Origin of the sequence: Dokdonella sp. (genome assembly GCF_049593775.1) — a bacterium.
GTDB lineage: Bacteria > Pseudomonadota > Gammaproteobacteria > Xanthomonadales > Rhodanobacteraceae > Dokdonella.
This window is the reverse complement of the sequence record NZ_JBAWHJ010000045.1, coordinates 1-20,325: the sequence shown is the minus strand read 5'-3', so window position 1 is coordinate 20,325 and position 20,325 is coordinate 1. Positions and strand designations below refer to the sequence as shown.

The following is a 20,325-nucleotide window of genomic DNA, read 5'->3' as shown; positions in this document are numbered from 1 at the left end:
GTGCGCATCTGCTTGTCGACCGGTATGAAGCCGCGATCGGTGACGTTGACGCCGGCCGCTTCGGCGTTGATCTTGCCACCATTGGCCGATCGGCCAATCGCGACCAGCACGCGATCATAGGTTTGCGGCTCGGGCGCTTTCTCGCCTTCGAAGGTGGCCGTAAGACCTTTCTTGCTTGCCTCGATCTTGGCGACCTTCACTTTCAGGTGCATGCCGGCATAGCGCTTGGACAGACGCTGCTGCAGCGGACGCACGAGATCGGTATCGGCTCCGGGCATGAGCTGGTCGAGCAACTCGACCACGGTCACCTCGCTGCCGAGCGCGTCATACACGCAGGCCATCTCGAGACCGATGATGCCGCCGCCAACGACCAGCAATTTCTTCGGGATGTCGGCGAGATCGAGCGCATCGGTGGAATCCATCATGCGCTTGTCGTCCCACGGGAAGCCCGGCAGTTTCACGGCCTGCGATCCGGCCGCGATGATGGCCTTTTCGAAGCGCACCAGCTTCTTGCCGTCGGCGCCTTCCACTTCGATTTCGTTCGGCGAGATGAACTTGCCGGTGCCCTGAACGACGGTGACCTTGCGCTGCTTGGCCATGCCGGCGAGACCACCGGTCAGCTGCTTGACGACCTTGTCCTTGCTCGCGCGCAACTTGTCGAGATCGATCTTCGGCTTGCCGAAACTGACGCCGATATCCTCGGCGTGCGCAGCTTCCTCGATCACGCGCCCGGCATGCAGCAGCGCCTTGGACGGAATGCAGCCAACATTCAGGCAGACGCCACCCAGTGTCGCGTAGCGCTCGATCAGCACCGTGTCCTGACCTAGATCGGCCGCGCGGAATGCCGCCGTGTAGCCGCCGGGGCCAGATCCAAGCACCACAACCTGGCACTCGATGTCAGCCTTGCGCCCACTGGCTGCTGCCGCCGTCGGAGCCGCCTTCCCCTCTCCAGACGGGGCGGGGGCGGGATCGGACTTGCCAGCAGCCTCAGCCTTCGGAGCCGCCGCTTCGGCCTTCGCAGGTTTCTCCGCCGCCGCCGCAGCGCCAGCCTCCAGAATCGCCACGACCGTACCTTCGCTGGCCGTGTCGTCAACCTTGACCTTCACTTCCTTGATCACGCCATCGGCCGGCGACGGCACTTCCATCGTCGCCTTGTCTGATTCCAGCGTGACGATGCCCTGGTCCTTCTTGACCGTGTCACCCACTTTGACCAGTACTTCTATGACCGGAATATCGCTGTAGTTGCCGATATCGGGGACCTTGATCTCTGTCGTTGCCACGGAAAACTCCTTGGGTGCTCCGTCGGGATGGACGATTGCGCCTGCTTATTCTTCGGTCGATGACTCTGTAGCGTCGGAATCCTGTTCGCAGGTCTTGGCGGCCTCGCGAATGCGCGAAGCGTAGCGCTCACTGAGCGACTCCAGCTCCGGCACCATCGCTTTTACGCGGTCCTGGGTGATCAGCATCGATTTTTCCATCAGCTCGGGCATGCGCTCGACCATCTTCCTGCCAATTGGCGAATGGTAGAAATCGACGATGCCGCGCAGCTCCTCGACCGTAAAGACATCCGCATAGATGGCAGCGACGTCCACCTTGAGACTCTCGTCCATCAGGTTGCCCATGATCTGGTCGGTCAATGCACCGGAATATTCGCGCATGACCGGCTGGGCCGAAGGACACTTCGCAAAGGATTCGAACTGCTGCTCCATCATGCCGCGCATCTGGCTTTGCATCGTGCGCATGGTCTGGTCGAAGTTCATCACGCGCATCAGCTCGATGGACAAGGTGATTTTTTCATCGGTCGGCGGGGCGGCCGGCGTGGTTTTCTCTGCCACGGCGAGTGTGGGGATTGCACACAAGGCGACAAGAAAGACGAGGATTCTGGTCCGGAACATGGCGAATTCCTTTCGTTGGGGTTAAAGAAGCACGCGACGCATGTCGGCCAGCACCTGGCCAAGGTAGGCGGTGAATCTCGCCGCCGAAGCGCCATCGATGACGCGATGGTCGTAGCTCAGCGAAAGCGGCAGGATCAGGCGCGGCTTGAATTTTTCGCCGTTCCAGACCGGCTTCATTGCCGACTTCGAGACACCGAGAATCGCCACTTCGGGTGCATTCACGATCGGGGTGAATGCGGTGCCGCCAATGCCACCGAGACTGGAGATCGAGAAGCAGCCACCGGACATGTCGGCCGGTCCCAGCTTGCCGTCACGCGCCTTTTTAGCCAGTTCACCGGATTCCTGCGCGATCTCGATGACACCCTTCTGGTCGGCATTGCGGATCACCGGCACGACGAGCCCGTTCGGTGTATCGGCTGCGAATCCGATATGGAAATACTTCTTGAGGATCAGGTTTTCGCCACCAGGGTCCAGCGAGGCATTGAAATCCGGGTATTTCTTCAGCGCGGCAACCACGGCCTTGACCAGGAAAGCGAGCATGGTCAGCTTGATGCCGGCCTTCTCGTTCTCCTTGTTGAGACTCACCCGCAGTGCTTCCAGATCGCTGATGTCGGCATCGTCGAACTGGGTGACATGCGGGATCATCACCCAATTGCGCGCCAGGTTCGCCCCGGAGATCTTCTTGATCTTGGACAACGGCCGGGATTCGATCTCGCCGAACTTGCCAAAATCGATCTGTGGCCAGGGCAACAGGTCAAGCCCGCCACCACCGCCTGAAGCCGCCGCGCGCGACGGGCCGGAAGAGATGGCGCGCTTGACGAAATTCTGCACGTCTTCCTTCGTGATGCGTCCCTTGCGCGCACTGCCACTGACCTTGAACAGATCAACACCGAGCTCGCGCGCGAACAGGCGCACGGCCGGACTGGCATGGGCAACCTTGTCGGGCATCACGGTGTCGGCGCCGAATGCGACGGGCGGTGACTGCGGACCCGATGCCTCGGGATCGATGTCCGGAGCCAACGCAGCGGTTTCGAGCTCGCTCAAACGCGCCGGGTTGCTGGTATCGATCGTCGCCTTGGTCTTGCTTTCCTCTGCCGGCGGGGCGGGTTCGGGTTTGGAGGATTTTTCCGGGCTCGCCGACTTCTCGGGCTCTTCAGTCTTCTTCGGCGCGTCTCCGCCAGCGTCCGCGTCGATGATCGCGACCACCGTGCCCTCGGAGATCTCATCGCCAAGTTTCACCTTCAATTCCTTGACCACACCTGCCACCGAGGAAGGCACCTCCATGGTCGCCTTGTCCGATTCCAGGGTGACCAGGCCCTGGTCCTTCGCCACCGTGTCGCCGGGCTGCACCAGTACTTCGATGACCGGAATGCCGGTGTAGTTGCCGATATCGGGGACTTTGACTTCGTGGCTGGCCATCAGGCTGCTCCGGATAGGGTCGTTCAGGGTTTCGAACCCGCATTGTCGCCTTGATGGGCCGATACGCCAACCGCTGGCCACGGCAAACCTCGAGGATCGGCCCAAGTGCCTCGCCCAGGCCGTCGGTGCCGGCCGGATGAGCGAGCGTCCGGGGCTGAACCTCGGCAGTGCTTGCCGTACAATGATCGGCTGCCCTGTTGCCGCGCCGCTGGCGCGTGCCCCGGCAACCGCCAATCCAACGCACCTCCCGGAACACCGCCTGATGATTTCTTTCCGCAACTTCGCCCTGCGCCGCGGCGAGCGCCTGTTGTTGTCCAAAGTCGATATTGCGCTGCACGCTGGCTGGCGTGTCGGTGTAGTCGGGCGCAATGGATGCGGCAAAACCAGCCTGTTCGCGGCAATCCTCGGTGAAGTCGAAGCCGATTCGGGCGATCTGGAGAAGTCGCCGAAGCTGCGCATTGCCTGCGTTGCCCAGGAAACGCCATCGCTGCCGGATGCGGCAATAGATTTCGTGGTGTCCGGCGATCTCGAAGTCCATGCCGTTCTGCAGGCCGAAGAAGCCGCGATGGCCGCCGAAGATTGGGATGCCGTCGCTGCGGCACACCAGAAGATGGCCGAGATCAACGGCTACGACGCAAGCGCGCGTGCCGGCAAGCTGCTGCACGGGCTTGGCTTTCCCTCGGATACGCATCAGCGCGCGGTTTCTACGTTCTCTGGCGGCTGGCGCGTGCGTCTGAATCTGGCCCGCGCACTGATGATGCCGAGCGACCTGCTCCTGCTCGACGAGCCAACCAATCATCTCGATCTGGATGCCGTGCTCTGGCTCGAACAATGGCTGCTCAAGTATCCCGGCATGCTGATGATGATCTCGCATGACCGCGAATTCCTCGACGGTGTCGGCACCCACATGCTGCATCTGCACGACGGCACGGCCAAACTCTATGTCGGTGACTACACGAGCTTCGAGCGCCAGCGCTCCGAGCAATTGCGCCAGCAGCAGATCGCCTTCGAGAAGGAGCAGGCCGAGCGCGCCCACCTGCAATCCTTCGTCGATCGCTTCAAGGCTTCAGCCGCGAAAGCGAAACAGGCACAATCGCGGGTCAAGCGCCTGGCCAAGCTGGCCGGCACCGAGGCGGTTCGCGCCGAGCGCCAGATCCATATCAACTTCGCCGATCCGATCAAGCTGCCGAACTCACTGACCCGATTGAACAAGGTCGAGGCGGGCTACGGCGATATCACGATCCTGTCCAAGGTCGGTTTCGGCCTGGAGGCTGGCGATCGCATCGGTTTGCTTGGGCCCAATGGCGCCGGCAAGTCGACTCTGGTCAAGACCCTGGTCGGTGAGCTGCCAATCCTGGCTGGCGAGCGCAGCGCGCACCCGGACATGGAACTGGGCTACTTCGCCCAGCACACGGTCGAATCACTGCATGAAGGCCAGTCGCCGATCGATCACCTGCGCGACATCGCACCGGGCACCGGCATCCAGGAATTTCGCGACTTTCTCGGGCGCTGGAATTTCGCCGGCAACCGCGCCTTTGAAAACGTGGATGGCTTCTCCGGCGGCGAACGCGCGCGTCTCGCCCTGGCCCTGATCGCCTGGCGCAAACCGAATGTGCTCCTGCTCGATGAACCGACCAACCATCTTGATCTGGAAATGCGCGAAGCCCTGGCCGAAGCGCTAAGCATCTTTCCCGGCGCCATCGTCATGGTCTCGCATGATCGCCACCTGATCGGCCTGGTCTGCGAAACCTTCTGGCGTGTATCCGACGGCAAGGTCGAGGAGTTCAAGGGCGACCTTGACGAGTATGCCGCGTGGCTGAAGTCGAGGGCGGCGAAGAGCTGATAGCCGGCATTCGGGATTCGGGATCCGAAAAAGCAAGGCTTGCGCGATCCCGCTCTGGCAAATCCCGAATGCCGGCTTTCATCCGCCGAAGGCTGGTCATATCCAATCCCGGCCATCGGGTATCCTTGGTGCCGCAACGCATTCGGATTCCTAGCCATGTACACCCTCTACTACTCCCCGGGCACTGCCAGCATGACCGTTCATCTGGTCTTGCTTGAGCTCGATGTGCCACACGAGTTGCGTCTGATCGATTTCGATTCGAAGTCGCAGAAGGATCCGGAATACCTGCGCCTCAATCCGAATGGGGTCGTGCCGACCCTGATTGTTGATGGTGCACCGCTCTATGAAAACGCGGCACTCATGTTGCTGCTTGGCGAACGCCACGCCGACAAGGGCCTCGCTCCGAATTCCGGATCGGAGCAACGCGGTCTGTACCTGCAATGGACCCTGCACCTGGCCAATACCCTGCAACCCGCATTTCGCCAGTGGTTCTATCCGACCGACTTCGGGCCTGCCGACCAGGCCGACGCGATGCGCGAGTTCGCGCAGCGTCGCATCGAGGCGGCCTGGGACCGGCTCGATGCGCATCTCTCGGAGCATGGACCCTACCTGCTCGGCGATACGTTCAGCCTGGTCGACCTGTATGCCGCGATGCTGATGCGCTGGTCGCGCAACATGCCGAAGCCGGCCGACCGCTGGCCGGCCGTGCACGCACTCGCCCAGCGCATCAAGGCTCGGCCTTCATGGCAGCGTCTGTACAAGATCGAGGGGCTGAGCGAATGGGCCTGAACAAGTCACGCGGGTGCCGGTATCAGCAACCAATCTTCTGCAGCGGGAGACATTGATGAAGTTCCTTCACAGCATGGTGCGCGTCCGTGATCTTGATGCCTCGCTGGATTTCTACTGCAACAAGCTTGGACTCGAGGTCGTCGGTCGCAGCGACCATGAGAAAGGCCGCTTCACCCTGGTCTTTCTGGCAGCTCCTGGAGATTCCGACCGTGGCCAGATCGAGCTGACCTGGAACTGGGATGCCGAAGACTATGGCAGCGCGCGAAACTTCGGGCATCTGGCATTCTCGGTCGATGACATCCATGCAACCTGTCAGCGTCTGATGGATGCCGGCGTCACCATCAATCGCCCGCCGCGCGATGGGCATATGGCCTTCGTGCGTTCGCCCGACCTCATCTCGATCGAGTTGCTGCAGAAGGGGGATTCACTTGAACCGACGGAACCGTGGATCTCCATGCCGAATACGGGCATCTGGTAGCAAGGTCTGTCATCCTCACCCGCAACCAGTCGGGTAAATCCATCGAATCTCAAACAGGGGGCTTCGAATGAATCCGGATGAGGAAACTTCACAGACGGCCAAGACCGAGCTGGAAGGCAGCGCCGAGGTCCCGGGTGACGCCGGATCACTGGCTCCCGGTACGCGCCTCGGCGCGTATCGAATCCGCCGCACTCTCGGCGAAGGCGGCATGGGCCAGGTCTATCTCGCCGAACAGACTGCACCCGTGCATCGCGATGTTGCGCTCAAGCTGATTCGCCAGCAGATGGCCAGCCCACTGGCGCTGGCCTGGTTTGAAGTCGAGCGCCAGGCACTGGCGCAGATGCAACATCCGGCCATAGCGCAAATTTTCGATGCGGGCACGACGCCTGATGGTCATGCGTTCTTCGCCATGGAGTATGTCGAGGGCGTGCCCCTCACCGAATACTGTCGCAAGAAGGAATTGTCGCTCGATCAGCGCATTGCCCTGTTCGTGCGGACCTGCCAGGGCGTCCAGCACGCGCATCAGAAGGGCGTGATCCACCGCGACCTGAAGCCGGACAACGTTCTGGTCCAGGACATCGATGGTGCGCCGATGCCGAAAATCATCGACTTCGGCATCGCAGTCGGTGGCAGCACGACAGAGAGCGGCCCGGTGGTTGCGAGATCGTCGAGTGATCGCGCAGGCACGGCGATCTACATGAGTCCGGAGCAAGCCGGTGCTCGGCATCGAGACATCGATACACGCAGCGATGTCTACTCACTGGGTGTGATGCTTTGCGAGATCCTCACTCATTCCGATGCGCGCTCACTGACCTCGAACGCGCACCATTCCACACACGCGCCTCAACAGACCCTGTTGACCGCACTGGGCAGCACGCCTGAGGCCACCAGAGCCGCTTCAAGCACGAATGCCCTGTTGACCGCGGCACGCATGTTGCCGGCGGAATTGCGCGCCGTCCTGCGCAAGGCGCTGGCCCAGGATCGTGCCGATCGGTACGAATCAGCCACCGCGTTGGCCGAAGATCTCGAACGCTTCCGCGACAACCGGCCTGTCCTGGCAATGCCTGCCAGCCGCGCATACGCGGCGCGGAAATTTGTTGCCCGACACCGGCTCGGTATTGTCGCCACCGGCTTTGCGGCACTTGCCTTGATCCTCGGCACCATCATGGCCGTGCAGGGTTTGCGCCGGGCGGAAGCGGCTGCAGCGCAGGCTCGCATCGAGGCAGACAAGGCCGCGCAAGTAGCTGCCTTCGTACAGGAGATGATTGCCGGGATCGACCCGGATCGCGCCAAGGGACTGGATCGCAGCCTGATGCGCCTGATGCTTGATTCGGCAGCGGCGCGCGCCAGCACCGAACTGGAGGGCCAGCCTGAAGTGCACGCCGTCATCGAAAACACGATCGCCCAGAGCTACGCGTCGCTGGGCGAATATGCACTCGCGCAGGAGCACTTTGCCGAATCAGTCAAGGCAGGCAAGGCGGCCAGCCTGGCTCCTGCCGAGATCGCGCGCACGCAAGCACGTGCGGCGGAGAACCTGTTCAACCTCGGTCAGCGAGAAGGTGCGCTGGCCACGGTACAGCAGGCCTACTCACTGGTCTCCGACTTGCCAGCAGAGGATCGCGACCGGCTCAGGATCGAATCCATCCTTGCCGACATGGAAGGCAGCGTCGGCAACGCAGAGACCGCGCGAGTCCGGCTGCAGGAAATCCTGGCGCTTCAGCGACGCCTGTTCGGGAATGACAGCGAGGACGTGCAGTCGACCATTGACAGCCTGGCGGCCCTCAACATTGACACTGCGCACTTTGATGAAGCGCGCCCGCTACTGGAAGAAGTATTGGCCTCGCGCCTTGAAAAGTATGGCCGCGAGAATTCGAAGACTTACCGTGCGATCAACGGGCTTGCGATCATCGCTCTTGAGCAGAAGCGCCATGCAGATGCCGAGAAGCTGCTTGCCCCTCAACTGCCGGTGGCGGAGCGCGTTTTCGGGATGGAACATCCAGTCACGCAACGGCTGGTGAGCAATCTTGGGGGCGCGATTCGCCAACAGGACCGCAACGAGGAGGCGCGACCGTACTACGAGCGTGCCGCTGCACTCGCACAAAAACTGTATGGACCGAACAACATTGCAACCATAGTCGCCGAATCAAATCTGTCCCTGCTGCTGCGCGACAGCGGCGACCTGGCAGGTGCCGAGGCACATGGCCGGACGGCCACCGCGGCAGCAGATGTCGCATTGGCGACCAGTCCGATGCGTGGAATCATCCATCGTGAACTGGCCTCCGTACTCATTCGTCAGGGCAAGTATGTCCAGGCACAGGCAGAACTCGACGACGCCTGGGAAACCCTGAGCCAGGGCGAAGGCTACGGACCCGAACACCCGCGCAGCCAGGATGTGGTGGATTCGTATATCGAGCTCTATGCCGCCTGGCCGAAACCACAGCGCGAAGCCGAGTGGCGTTCGCTAAAGAGCGCCAGGGAAGACTGACAAGCCTGAAGCGGGCTTCCTGATTGGCGGAACGTGCCGAGCTTCGATTTTCGTCGCCGGACTCTGTAGCCGATATTCGCCTGGCTCGGTAGCCAGCATCGACGCCGGCGTGTTTGTGCGACCATTCGCTACAGAAACAGCACTACTGAAACCGTCAATCCTCCATTGGCAGAAGGCTTCGGATGAACTCAGGCAAGGAACCCTCTGCAACCGCCGCGACCGAGATCGATGGCATCGTGCAGGGTCAGGATGATGCGCAAACGCTGGCTCCGGGCACGCGTATCGGGGACTTCAAGGTCCGCCGGCCACTCGGCGAAGGCGGCATGGGTCAGGTCTACCTGGCCGAGCAGACGGCACCGGTCCATCGCGACGTCGCGCTCAAGCTGATCCGGCAGCAGATTGCCAGTCCCCTCGCCCTGGCCTGGTTCGAAGTCGAACGCCAGGCATTGGCGCAGATGCAGCATCCTGCCATCGCGCAGATATTCGATGCCGGAACGACGGAACAGGGCGATGCATTCATCGCAATGGAGTACGTCGAAGGTACGCCGCTGTCGGAGTATTGCCGCGAACACCAGTTGACGCGTGACCAACGCCTCGCCCTGTTCGTGCGCGTTTGCCAGGGTGTCCAGCACGCGCACCAGAAAGGCGTCATTCATCGCGACCTCAAGCCGGACAACGTGCTTGTCAGCAAGATCGATGGCCTACCGATGCCCAAGATCATCGATTTCGGCATCGCCATTGGCGGCAGTACCCGTGAAGGTGATGTGCGCGTGTCGAATGCAGCCAGCAGTCATGCCGGCACGGCCATCTACATGAGTCCCGAGCAGGCTGGCCTGAAGCACCGGGATATCGATACCCGCAGCGATGTCTACGCGCTGGGGGTGATGCTCTGCGAGGTGTTGACGGGCTCTGACGCAAGCGCGCTGACATCCGCCGCCCACCGATCTGCGCGCGCACCACACGAAACATTGTTGTCCGCGCTGGCAAGTGGTCGCGACCAGTCCGCCGCCACACCCGGCATGTCCGCGCTGCTATCCGCTGCAGCCAACCTGCCAGGCGAATTGCGCGCGATCCTGCGCAGGGCGCTGGCCATGGATCGTGCGGATCGATACGAATCCGCTACTGCTCTGGCAGATGATCTTGAGCGTTTCCGCGAACGACGCCCGGTCCACGCACTGCCCACCAGTCGAGCCTACGCCGCACGCAAGTTCTTCGCTCGCCACGGGATTGGCATCGCAACCGCAGTCATTGCGGCGCTGGCCTTGTTGATCGGAACGGTTGTGGCCTTTCATGGCCAGCACCGCGCCGAAGCAGCGGCCATGCAGGCCCGCATTGAAGCGAGCAAGGCCGAGCGGGTCGCAGGATTCGTACAGGAGATGATCGCCGGCATTGATCCCGACCGCGCCAAGGGACTCGATCGAAGCCTGATGCGCCTGATGCTCGATTCGGCTGCGGGCCGCGCAGGCAACGAACTGGCCGATCAGCCGGCTGTTCGCAGCACGATCGAGGGCACCATTGCGCGCAGCTACGCGGCAATTGGCGAATACGCACTGGCTGCGGAGCACTTCGGCGATGCCCTGGCGGCAGCCGTCGATGCGGACAGCCCGGTCGCCGAGCGCGCCCGGCTGCTGTTGGCCGAAGCGGATTCCTTCGGAAACCTCGGTCGCTTCGAAGAAGGTCGTGCCCTGGTTGAACAGGCACTCGCTGAAGCCAGCGCGTTGCCCGAGACGGACCGCGATCGGCTGTATATCGAGAGTCGCCTGGCCTGGCATGAACAAGGCCTGGGCCAGTTCGAAGCGAGCATCCAGCGCTATCAACGCGTATTGGTCCTGCAGAAGGCAACCTTCGGAATCGACGACGACGACACACTGGAAACCCAGCGCGGCCTGGCCGCCAATTTTGCCCGCGTGGATCGTTATTCCGAGGCCGAACCACTTTTGATGTACGTGCTCGACACCTATCGACAGCGCTTCGGACCCACGCATTCCAAGACCCTGGATGTCACCACCGGTCTTGGCGTCACGTTCCTCGAGCAGGAGAAGTATGCCGAGGCCGAAGCACTGCTCCGACCCGCGCTGGAAACCACCGAAACCGTTCTCGGTCCCGAGCATCCCAATACGATGGTGCTGGTTTCAAACGTCGGTAGTGCCATCCGCCAGCAAGGTCGCAATGAGGAAGCTCGCCCCTACTACGAGCGAGTACTTGCAACCAATCTGAAACTGAATGGCCCCGATCACTACCTGAGTGTTGCCGGCGAAAGCAATTTCGCCCTGCTTCTGCGTGACATTGGCGACATTGCTGGTGCGGAAGAACATGCGCGGCTCAGCGTCGCCCATCTCGACAACGCATTTCCTCCCGGACATCCGGCGCGGGCCATCTTCATTGCAGCACTGGGCAGCGTACTCGTCGCCGCCGAAAGATATGCAGAAGCGGAAACCACGTTCGAATCCGCCTATGCGCTCTTTCTTGCCGCCCCGGGATTCGGTGCGTCGCACTCGCGAACGCTCGAACTGGTCGAGAACACCATCAAGCTCTACGACGCCTGGGGGAAACCGGGCAAGAAAGCCCAGTGGCAGAAAGCCCTGGACAAGGGGCGCGCTGCAAGCCTGGAACCTGAGGTCAGTGGCTGACCTCTACAAGGTTCAAGGCGGAACCATCAGGCAACCGGGCCGTGATGCCCGCTTCAATGCGGTCGATGGCCTGTACCTGCCTGCACAGTTCCTCCGCGCGCGCTTCAAGTACCTTGGCGCGCTTCTCGACGACCTTCTCGACATTGGCTTCGATCGATGAGGCTCGCGCCTCGAGTTCGGCCACGGCAGTGGTGTCGCCGCTGAAGGCCACGGCGATGGCCTGAGCGGTGATATTGCCGACAATTTCTCCAATCAGCGAACCCACTGCGCCCTCGACCAGCTCCTCGATCTCGGTCTCCGAGCTCGGACCCCAGTCATCACGCGCATTGATCGTCCGCTTGATCTCCTCGGCCGTACGCGCAATGCGCTCGGCACTTTCCCGCGCCGCTTGGGCACTGGGTGCAAAAGCCATCGATACATGACCCACGGCTTCGAAGGCAAGGCCCACGGCCTCGACTGCCAAGGCCTTCACTTCCGGCATCAACGCCCGCATCTCGCGGTCCAGCTCGACGATTCGCGACTGGTCTGCAGCATCCAGGCTCACGGCCTTGCCATCCACCTCAAGCGCTCCGCCGGGCAGGATCGTCACTACCTGTTTCGATTTTGCGTCGGTAAACGCGATGCGGCCGGCCTCTATCCGTGTCGAATAGCGGCTTTCGATATCGCAATGGTCGCCGTCAATACTGATCTTGGCGTGACTGAAACCCGGGGATGCTGCGAGCGCAAGACCGGCCGTGGCAACAATGGAGAAGCTTTTCATGATGGATTCGCCCTGCATCGGATATGCCACTTGGATGCAGAGAGTCGCATGCGGGTTTAAACCGCGCATGTGTCAATCGTCCAGACCGGGGCAGCCCTTGCGGGCAGCGCGACAACCCCGAAGTCGTCGCGCTGCTACTGCGGATGGCCCTCAGCGCGCCTGCTTGTCTTCAAGCAGGAACCGGTAGATCAGTCCGCCGATGGCGCCACCGACCAGCGGTGCCAGCCAGAACAGCCAGAGCTGGCTGATTGCCCAGCTCCCCTGGAACAGGGCCACGCCGGTGCTGCGCGCCGGATTGACCGAGGTATTGGTGACCGGGATCGAAATGAGGTGAATCAGGGTCAGGGCGAGACCGATGGCAAGCGGTGCAAAGCCTGCGGGTGCGCGCTTGTCCGTCACACCCATGATGATCAGAACGAAGAATGCCGTCAGCACTACCTCGATCATGAGCGCAGCATGCATCGAATAGCCGTCAGGCGAGTGCTCGCCGTAGCCGTTCGAAGCGAACCCTGCCGCGGCATCGAAACCGGCCTTGCCGCTGGCAATCATGAAGAGCACGCCGCCCGCGGCGATGGCGCCGATGACCTGGGCCACGATGTAGGGAAACAGGTCCTTCGCAGCGAATCGCCCACCAAAGACGAGGCCAAACGAGATAGCCGGATTGAAGTGCGCACCGGAAATATGACCCACCGCATAGGCCATTGTCAGTACGGTCAGGCCAAAAGCCAGAGCGACACCGACGAAACCGATGCCGAGCTCGGGATATCCCGCCGCAATCACGGCACTGCCGCAACCTCCGAATACCAGCCAGAACGTACCGAAAAATTCCGCCGTCAGGCGCTTGCCCATGCTCATTGGTGCTCTCCCCGATGCTGATTTCAGATTGGCCGCCCTCGAATACGACTCCGGTCAACCCGGTCTATCGTCGATACCGGGACGGTTCTGCATTCTAGCGCCAGTTCTGCATGGCTCGGCCACGGATATTGCACTTGTTTACGGGCCCGATCCGGCTCTGCACGACGACGCACCATCAGGCGTCGCCAGGCTAGCGAAGCCGTTTCGGACAGTCCGCCGTGCTCGTTGGTTCGGCGTTACTGAGGGTTGGGCTGGCTGGCAGTTGGGTTGTCCTGATTCTCCTTGAGCCAGAGCATCGAACGATGGACGCGTGCGTAACCACTCGGGTGATCGTAGAAGAAGATTTCCTCGAGCGGGCCAGGCTTGATCTTTCGATAGGTCGACAGGCGCATCGCAACCATGGCGAACCCATGTGGCTCATTGGCCGAATTCAGTCCATATGCATCGGCTTCTGCTTCGGCCTGCCGAATGATCGTATTGGTCAGAGGCGTGGCAAAGAAGAAGAACAACGAAAGGATCGCCAGAGCCAGCGGCAAGGCCGCCGGATCGTCACGGCCCTCGAGTCCGAACTTCGAGCCCCAGCGGGCAAGGGCGCGGTCAAAGTATCGATGCACGATCCAGAATCCGAAGCCAAGGACCAGGCTCATGTAGATGATCAGACGCAATCCATGATTGAGCACGTAGTGCCCCATTTCATGGCCGAGCACGGCATAGATCTCGGGTGCCGACGTGCGATCCAGGAGGTTGTCGTTCATGGCGACGCGCGTGGTGCCGAGGAAACCCGCGACATTGGCGCTGATCCGAGTCGTTTGCCGCGAAGCATCGAACTCGACGACGTTGTCGTCGGGGATCATGTTGGCTCTGGCCATCGACAGGATTTCTTCGCGCACCTCGCCCTGGCGCAGCGGCTTGTAGTCGTTGAAGATCGGATCGAGGAATACCGGTGCCAACATCATCATGAACAGGATCAGGACAAAGGCGCCGCAGGTGGCCCAGATCCACCAGCGTTCGGCAGTCTTGCGCACCGCGGCGTAGATCAGCGCAATGACCGGAGGCACGATGACCAGGCTGACCAGCAATCCCTTGAGCTGATCCAGCGACCACTCTCCGAAACCCTGCGTAGCCAGACCATAGGCGTGCTCGCGGTAGAACCCGGTATAGATGGTCAGCGGCAGCGCCAGCAAGGTACCCACCACCACCCACTGCAAGGCGTAGATCATGGTGTACAGCCAGGGCCGATGGCTGACTCGCCGAGCGAGGTTGCGCATTCCGGTCGAAAGCCCGCTGCGCAACAGGATCCAGGCGACGACCAGCCCGTAAAGCAAGCCCCAAAGCTGCAGCCAGTAGCCACCCTCAAAGTACGCATCGGACTTGGCTTTTTGCTCGGGGGAGAGCAGATCAATATAGGCTTGCGTTGCCGCGTCTACATCGAATTGCGGGCCGGGCCGGGCAGCGTCCGGGATCTGCAGCCCCGGCGGAAGTTCAGGCGAAATCGACGATTCGGCAAAGGCGGGCCCGAACAGCACGAATACTGACAACAGCACGACGAACGAACGGCATACCAGTTTCACTCTGCACTCCCCTTGGCAAACAAGGGTGCCAGCCTACTCCAGCCGCAGGCGCATGTGCAGGTCCGAACGTAATGGAAAGTCATGCACAAAAAAGCCGCGACACCGAAGTGCCGCGGCTGATGTCGTAGAGCTTGTCGCCGAATCGATCAGTCGTCGGCTTTGCTGATGGTAAATCCGCCAAAACTGATGCCGAGACTGACGCCATCGCCCTTGCCGGCCAGGGCCAGAGAAACGGTGCCCTTGGTCAGGACTTGCGCCATGGCACTCTTGCCGGCTGCGGCCTGTGCTTCTCCTTGGGCATAGGTGCCAAGCACGTCACTAATCTTGTGTACGTCACTGAACGTGCCCTTGCCGTCGTCGACATTGAACTTGCCGACGGTCAGGCCACCACCCTTGGCCGAGATATTCACTTTCATCGACTGCCCGTTTTCGCAGGTCACCGTGCCGGTGCCTTCGGAATGCTTGAAGATGATCGACCAGCCCGTCAGGCTGAATCGCATCGAGCAATCGAGTTGCGACTCTGCCGCCTCGGCCTTCGGAGCAGAAACGGCGGCCAAGGCCAGGGCCAGGGCGGATACAGCGAAACCTTTCTTGATGAGTGTCATCGTGTTTGCTCCATTCGTGAGTAACAAGAGTGTGTGTCGTCGTAGCTGAACGAGATGATACTGGATCGATTGTGAAGTTTTCCCCAGGGACATTCAGTCCAGGAAGTCGGCTACGGCTTGCCAGCGACGGCGCTTTTCGATTTTCGACATGCCGGCATTCGCCGGACTTGTCGACGGCAAGTCGAGCAGGGTGACGCGCGAACGCAACGTTGCATCAAGCCTTGGCTCTACCAGCCTGCGGAACGAGTCCCTGGCCCTCCCACCATTGAGTGCAATACCCATGATCGAAGGCTGCGTGATCAGCAAAGCGGGGATATCGTTCGCCACTTCGCTGGAACGCACGATGCTGCTGTCGAGGCTGCCCGGCCGTTCGCAATATTGCAGGACATCCCAGATCCCGATACCCAGCCGCTGCAACCGTGCGATGCGTTCCGTGTACGCAAGTTCCGGACCTGCATCAAACATTTCACCCATCAACGGCCAGAACAGATTTTGCGGGTGCGCATAGGACTGCTGCGCTGCCAGCGAGCGGACACTGGGGGCGGTGCCGAGGACAAGCACACGGCATCCGGCCGCGACTTGTGGCGGAAAGCTGGCGACGCCAGCGCCATCCGCAGGATGCGGCAATGCCTGTCGGGTAGGTGCCGCCACCAAACCGCCAGCCCTGCTACTTCTTTTCCAGCGGCAGGAACTTGTCCGGATCAAATCCGCCGACCTCGTAGTGCAGCGTGCGCGGCGGCTTGCCCTTCTCGGCAACCTCGATGTCCACGGTTTTCGCCTTGCCCGCCTTTGCGATGAAGGCCTTGTCTTCCTCGATGAAGATGGCCGGTTCACCGGTTGGCGGAATGCTGCCTTCCATGCTTGTGGCTGAGCCGCCATCGAAGGTCATGGTGACCCGGCAATTCTTCGCGCAGGTAAAGCCCGGCTCGCTCCCGTAGAGGAATACGCTCTGGCCCCATTCACTGTGTCGACGAAACACGAGGCGAACCTGATCGCCGTTGGCTCCACCATCGCTGGATTGGTAGATCGTCGCCGTGCTCTGCGTTCCGCCGGCCATCGGTGAGGTCTGGTAGGTCCACAGACGTGCCATGCGCCGCGATTCGCCCTCGGTGGTCGCCTTCTCGCGCAAGGCCTCGATATCGGGACGGATGCGCGCGGCGGCGGCACTGTCCGGATACATCTTGATGAGTTCGTCGCCCAGCGGAAGTGCCAGCTCGGCGTTGTCGGCCTTGAGCATCTCCTCATACATGGCGTAGTGCTGCTCGGCCTTGGCTTCCTGCTGAGCCTTTGCCGCCGCGATGGCTTCGGGCGAAGGTGCGGAAGGTTGTTCCTGCTTGTTGCACGCAGTGACACAGGCAACTAGGAATACCGGAACAGCAAGCAGGGAAAGAATTCGCATCGAGAAGGATTCCGCAGGATGGATGAGCAGTTGAATATACCGCCGATCCACAAATCGTGTTCAGCGATGACACTCTGCCAGGAACACAGACCCGGCAAGCGTATTCGTCGCTACATTTCGGCAGGACAGCATCGCCAGCTTTATCGGGGCCACTGCGACGACGAGGCTTGGTAGCATCGTCGACTCAAAGTCGCCGTCGCAACTCCCAGCATGCGCGGATCGGCTTTCACCAATCCCGACTCTCGAATGCCCAATCCCGGCCCCCAACGCAAAATCCTCCACGTCGACATGGACGCGTTCTACGCATCGGTCGAACAACGCGATGATCCCTCGCTGCGTGGGCGTCCCGTGGTCGTCGCATGGCGAGGCGCGCGATCAGTGGTATGTGCGGCGTCGTATGAGGCGCGAACATTTGGCGTGCGCTCGGCGATGCCGGCCGTGCGTGCGGAGCGACTGTGCCCCGATGCGGTTTTCGTGCCACCGGATTTCGTACGCTACAAGGCCGTCTCGCGCCAGGTGCGGGAGATCTTCCTGCGCCACACCCACCTGGTCGAGCCGCTGTCACTCGACGAAGCCTATCTGGACGTCACCACCAATCTGTGTGGGCTGCCGTCCGCCACGGCGGTCGCGCAGGCGATCCGCGCAGAGATTCGCGAGGCAACCGCTTTGACCGCATCGGCCGGTGTCGCCCCGAACAAGTTCCTGGCCAAGATCGCATCGGACTGGAACAAGCCGGACGGCCTGTTTGTCATCAAGCCGGATGCCGTCGAGGCATTCCTGACGCCGCTTCCGGTAGGGCGCATTCACGGCGTGGGCAAGGTCATGGATGGCAAGCTGGCCGCACACGGGATACGCACCGTCGGCGACCTGCGTGGCCGGGACGTGCATGAACTGGAAAACCTGTTCGGTCGCTACGGCCGACGTCTTCATGAGCTCAGCCACGGCATCGACGAGAACGAAGTGACCCCGGATCGACCGGTGCAATCGATATCTGCCGAAGACACGTTTGCCGAGGACCTTCCACTGGCCGATCTCGAGCCCACGATCCGCGCGCTGGCCGAAAAGGTCTGGACGTCGGCGCGCAAGGTTGAACGGGTCGGGCACACCGTGGTTCTCAAGCTCAAGACGCGCGAGTTCCGCATCCTCACACGCAGCATGTCGCCCGCATCGATGCCCGAATCAGCCGAGGAATTGGCCGAACTCGTCCTGGCCTTGCGTGGCCGTGTCGAACTGCCCGAATCGACCCGCTATCGGCTGGTCGGTGTCGGCATCAGCAATTTCCGCGAACCCGATGAACTCGGTGAACAGGCAGCCTTGTTCGCAGGTTGATAGCGTCCTTGGAACTGGCCGCTCAGAGCCGTCTGGATCTCCAGTCGGCGATCTTGCGCGAGATCCAGACATCGATTCGATCAAGCAGGCGTGCTGCAAAGAGGGATTCTTCGGCGACCAGCACCGCGCCGATCAGGATTGCGAGAAGTCCAGGACCCGGCAGCACAAGCATGGCTACCCCGGCGAGCATGACCAGTGCGCCTAGCCCGCTGATCAGAACCTTGCGCAACGGCCCGTTCCTGCTGGAACGTCGCAGCCGATAGCGGGTCTGGAAACGGCGCCCCGCCCGGCTCGCCGAGAAGTGCTCCCATTGTCTGCGCACAGTGACTGTCATTGCTATCCGTGATGGTTGAAGGAGCCGCTTGAAGCCAAGCCTGGCGGCAGCAGTCCGGCCAGTGTGAGCTTGTCGTGTGAACCGCCACCAAACGACAACGTCGTATGCTTGGCCTTTCATCACGATCTGGAGTCGGCCATGTTGCGTTTGATTGCAGTCCTGTTCACCGCGCTATCCGCTTGTGTCGCCACGGCGGCGGACCGGATCACCGGCGAGTCGTTTGCGACGCGCTCGGAAGTACTGGCCCAGCACGGCATGGTCGCCACCTCACAGCCGCTGGCCACCCAGATTGGCGTCGACATCCTGCGTCGGGGTGGCAACGCCATCGATGCGGCGGTCGCCGCCAATGCGGCGCTTGGCCTCATGGAACCGACCGGCAATGGCATGGGCGGCGACCTGTTCGCAATAGTCTGGGACGCCAAGACGGGCAAGCTATACGGCTACAACGGATCCGGGCGCTCGCCGAAAAGCCTGACCCTGGCCTGGTTCAAGGAAAACGGCTACACCAGCGTGCCGCCCTATGGTCCGCTGCCGGTGACGACACCGGGTACGGTCGATGGCTGGTTCGCCTTGCATGATCGATTCGGCAAGCTGCCGATGAAATCCGTGCTGGCACCGGCAATCGGCTATGCGCGCGAAGGCTTCCCGATGACCGAGCTCATCGCGTGGTATTGGGATCGGTCCGTGCCGCGTCTGAGCAAGTTCCCGGGCTTCACCGAGCAGTTCACGATCGATGGCCGTGCGCCGGCCAAGGGCCAGATCTGGAAGAACCCGAACCTGGCGAACACGCTCGAAGCCCTGGCGAAGGGCGGTCGCGATGCGTTCTACAAAGGCGCGATCGCGAAAACGATCGGCGACTACATGAAGGCCAATGGCGGCTTTCTTTCCTACGAGGATCTCGCCGCACACAAGGGCCAGTGGGTCGAGCCGGTCTCGGTCAACTACCGCGGCTACGATGTCTGGGAGTTGCCGCCGAACGGGCAGGGCATTGCCGCGCTGCAGATGCTCAACATCCTCGAAGGTTATGACCTCAAGAGCTACGGCTTTGGCAGCCCCGAGCATGTGCATCTGTTTGTCGAGGCCAAGAAGCTCGCGTTCGCCGACCGTGCGAAGTTCTACGCCGACCCGGATTTCAATCAGGTTCCGCTGAGCGGATTGCTATCGAAGGAATACGCGAATGAGCGTCGCGAGCTGATCTCGATGGACAAGGCGGCGAACAAGGTGGCGCCCGGTGACTTCAAGCTGGATGGCGACACGATCTACCTGACCACGGCTGATCAGTGGGGCAACATGGTCTCGCTGATCCAGTCCAACTATCGCGGCATGGGCTCGGGCATGTCACCGCCCGGGCTTGGCTTCATCCTGCAGGATCGCGGCGAGATGTTCGTGCTGAAGGAAGGCCACGCCAATACCTTCGCGCCGGGCAAGCGTCCGTTCCACACCATCATCCCGGCCTTCGTGACCAGGGATGGAAAGCCCTGGATGAGTTTCGGCGTGATGGGCGGCGATACCCAGCCGCAAGCGCACACCCTGATCGTCAGCAACCTGATCGACTTCGGCATGAGCCTGCAGGAAGCCGGCGATGCGCCACGCATCCTGCATACCGGATCAACCTCGCCGGAAGCACAAGTCGACGAGATGACCGACGGCGGCGCCATCCAGCTCGAAACCGGCTTCGACTACGCCACGATCCAGGCCCTGATGCGCAAGGGCCACACCATTGAATTTGCCGATGGCCCCTACGGCGGCTATCAGGCTATCCGATGGGACGATGTGAACAAGGTGTATATTGGTGCATCGGAAAGCCGCAAGGACGGACAGGCGGCGGGGTACTGATCGCTTGCCAAAACTGGTTCCTGAACGGGAGAGATCGATGTTCAGCATTAAACAAAGACTGGTCTTGATGCTTGCTGGAGTGTGCGTGGCGGCTGCA

The 20,325-nt window shown here is 61.5% G+C and carries 16 protein-coding genes and 1 pseudogene; 7 read left to right on the top strand and 10 right to left on the bottom strand.

What is annotated here, in order from left to right:
* The 3 genes from WBP53_RS01660 to WBP53_RS01650 form a co-directional block, all read right to left on the bottom strand.
* Positions 1 to 1,280 (bottom strand): FAD-dependent oxidoreductase (locus WBP53_RS01660; protein ID WP_423925278.1); only part of this gene is annotated, 1,280 nt, incomplete at its 3' end.
* A 45-nt stretch (positions 1,281 to 1,325) separates the two neighbouring features.
* A complete protein-coding gene (locus WBP53_RS01655) occupies positions 1,326 to 1,895 on the bottom strand; it encodes a DUF2059 domain-containing protein (RefSeq protein ID WP_423925276.1) in 570 nt (189 codons plus the stop codon).
* Positions 1,896 to 1,916: 21 nt separating this feature from the next.
* A complete protein-coding gene (locus WBP53_RS01650; protein WP_423925274.1) occupies positions 1,917 to 3,314 on the bottom strand; it encodes a dihydrolipoyllysine-residue acetyltransferase in 1,398 nt (465 codons plus the stop codon).
* A 262-nt stretch (positions 3,315 to 3,576) separates the two neighbouring features.
* Between WBP53_RS01650 and WBP53_RS01645 the strand changes: the two are divergent.
* From WBP53_RS01645 to WBP53_RS01625, 5 genes and pseudogenes are all read left to right on the top strand, one after another.
* Positions 3,577 to 5,148: pseudogene (locus tag WBP53_RS01645) on the top strand (ABC-F family ATP-binding cassette domain-containing protein); the annotation flags it as partial.
* 165 nt (positions 5,149 to 5,313) lie between these two features.
* A complete protein-coding gene (locus WBP53_RS01640) occupies positions 5,314 to 5,946 on the top strand; it encodes a glutathione S-transferase family protein (protein ID WP_423925272.1) in 633 nt (210 codons plus the stop codon).
* 55 nt (positions 5,947 to 6,001) lie between these two features.
* The gene (locus WBP53_RS01635) at positions 6,002 to 6,424 is read left to right on the top strand and encodes a VOC family protein (protein WP_423925270.1); all 423 of its coding nucleotides are present in this window, start codon (positions 6,002 to 6,004) and stop codon (positions 6,422 to 6,424) included.
* A 67-nt stretch (positions 6,425 to 6,491) separates the two neighbouring features.
* On the top strand, positions 6,492 to 8,909 hold the full coding sequence (locus tag WBP53_RS01630; protein WP_423925268.1) for a protein kinase domain-containing protein: 2,418 nt from the start codon (positions 6,492 to 6,494) through the stop codon (positions 8,907 to 8,909).
* A 182-nt stretch (positions 8,910 to 9,091) separates the two neighbouring features.
* Complete coding sequence (locus WBP53_RS01625; RefSeq protein ID WP_423925266.1) at positions 9,092 to 11,539, top strand: tetratricopeptide repeat protein; 2,448 nt, start codon at positions 9,092 to 9,094, stop codon at positions 11,537 to 11,539.
* On the opposite strand, the gene WBP53_RS01620 is transcribed toward WBP53_RS01625, so the two are convergent.
* The 6 genes from WBP53_RS01620 to WBP53_RS01595 form a co-directional block, all read right to left on the bottom strand.
* Complete coding sequence (locus WBP53_RS01620; protein ID WP_423925264.1) at positions 11,529 to 12,299, bottom strand: DUF2884 family protein; 771 nt, start codon at positions 12,297 to 12,299, stop codon at positions 11,529 to 11,531. The genes WBP53_RS01625 and WBP53_RS01620 overlap by 11 nt on opposite strands.
* Before the next feature lie 150 nt (positions 12,300 to 12,449).
* Positions 12,450 to 13,154 (bottom strand): aquaporin Z, encoded by a 705-nt coding sequence (aqpZ, locus tag WBP53_RS01615; RefSeq protein ID WP_423925262.1) that lies wholly within the window; start codon positions 13,152 to 13,154, stop codon positions 12,450 to 12,452.
* Positions 13,155 to 13,390: 236 nt separating this feature from the next.
* Positions 13,391 to 14,725: a M48 family metallopeptidase gene (locus WBP53_RS01610; RefSeq protein WP_423925260.1), complete on the bottom strand. Its 1,335-nt coding sequence runs from the start codon at positions 14,723 to 14,725 to the stop codon at positions 13,391 to 13,393.
* A gap of 146 nt (positions 14,726 to 14,871) precedes the next feature.
* Complete coding sequence (locus WBP53_RS01605; protein ID WP_423925258.1) at positions 14,872 to 15,330, bottom strand: hypothetical protein; 459 nt, start codon at positions 15,328 to 15,330, stop codon at positions 14,872 to 14,874.
* A gap of 93 nt (positions 15,331 to 15,423) precedes the next feature.
* Positions 15,424 to 15,981 carry a DNA-deoxyinosine glycosylase gene (locus WBP53_RS01600; RefSeq protein ID WP_423925257.1) on the bottom strand — a complete coding sequence of 186 codons (558 nt, stop codon included), beginning with the start codon at positions 15,979 to 15,981 and terminating at the stop codon, positions 15,424 to 15,426.
* A gap of 16 nt (positions 15,982 to 15,997) precedes the next feature.
* Complete coding sequence (locus WBP53_RS01595; RefSeq protein WP_423925255.1) at positions 15,998 to 16,729, bottom strand: hypothetical protein; 732 nt, start codon at positions 16,727 to 16,729, stop codon at positions 15,998 to 16,000.
* A gap of 210 nt (positions 16,730 to 16,939) precedes the next feature.
* Between WBP53_RS01595 and dinB the strand changes: the two genes are divergently transcribed.
* Positions 16,940 to 18,058: a DNA polymerase IV gene (gene dinB, locus WBP53_RS01590; protein WP_423925253.1), complete on the top strand. Its 1,119-nt coding sequence runs from the start codon at positions 16,940 to 16,942 to the stop codon at positions 18,056 to 18,058.
* 22 nt (positions 18,059 to 18,080) lie between these two features.
* On the opposite strand, the gene WBP53_RS01585 is transcribed toward dinB, so the two are convergent.
* Complete coding sequence (locus tag WBP53_RS01585; RefSeq protein ID WP_423925251.1) at positions 18,081 to 18,392, bottom strand: PGPGW domain-containing protein; 312 nt, start codon at positions 18,390 to 18,392, stop codon at positions 18,081 to 18,083.
* 138 nt (positions 18,393 to 18,530) lie between these two features.
* Between WBP53_RS01585 and ggt the strand changes: the two genes are divergently transcribed.
* The gene (gene ggt / locus WBP53_RS01580; protein WP_423925249.1) at positions 18,531 to 20,228 is read left to right on the top strand and encodes a gamma-glutamyltransferase; all 1,698 of its coding nucleotides are present in this window, start codon (positions 18,531 to 18,533) and stop codon (positions 20,226 to 20,228) included.
* Positions 20,229 to 20,325: the final 97 nt, after the last annotated feature.

Coding starts and splice junctions, on each gene's coding strand:
- WBP53_RS01655 (WP_423925276.1), bottom strand. CDS start 1,895: ATGTTCCGGACCAGAATCCTCGTCTTTCTTGTCGCCTTGTGTGCAATC.
- WBP53_RS01650 (WP_423925274.1), bottom strand. CDS start 3,314: ATGGCCAGCCACGAAGTCAAAGTCCCCGATATCGGCAACTACACCGGC.
- WBP53_RS01640 (WP_423925272.1), top strand. CDS start 5,314: ATGTACACCCTCTACTACTCCCCGGGCACTGCCAGCATGACCGTTCAT.
- WBP53_RS01635 (WP_423925270.1), top strand. CDS start 6,002: ATGAAGTTCCTTCACAGCATGGTGCGCGTCCGTGATCTTGATGCCTCG.
- WBP53_RS01630 (WP_423925268.1), top strand. CDS start 6,492: ATGAATCCGGATGAGGAAACTTCACAGACGGCCAAGACCGAGCTGGAA.
- WBP53_RS01625 (WP_423925266.1), top strand. CDS start 9,092: ATGAACTCAGGCAAGGAACCCTCTGCAACCGCCGCGACCGAGATCGAT.
- WBP53_RS01620 (WP_423925264.1), bottom strand. CDS start 12,299: ATGAAAAGCTTCTCCATTGTTGCCACGGCCGGTCTTGCGCTCGCAGCA.
- aqpZ (WP_423925262.1), bottom strand. CDS start 13,154: ATGAGCATGGGCAAGCGCCTGACGGCGGAATTTTTCGGTACGTTCTGG.
- WBP53_RS01605 (WP_423925258.1), bottom strand. CDS start 15,330: ATGACACTCATCAAGAAAGGTTTCGCTGTATCCGCCCTGGCCCTGGCC.
- WBP53_RS01595 (WP_423925255.1), bottom strand. CDS start 16,729: ATGCGAATTCTTTCCCTGCTTGCTGTTCCGGTATTCCTAGTTGCCTGT.
- dinB (WP_423925253.1), top strand. CDS start 16,940: ATGCGCGGATCGGCTTTCACCAATCCCGACTCTCGAATGCCCAATCCC.
- WBP53_RS01585 (WP_423925251.1), bottom strand. CDS start 18,392: ATGACAGTCACTGTGCGCAGACAATGGGAGCACTTCTCGGCGAGCCGG.
- ggt (WP_423925249.1), top strand. CDS start 18,531: ATGTTGCGTTTGATTGCAGTCCTGTTCACCGCGCTATCCGCTTGTGTC.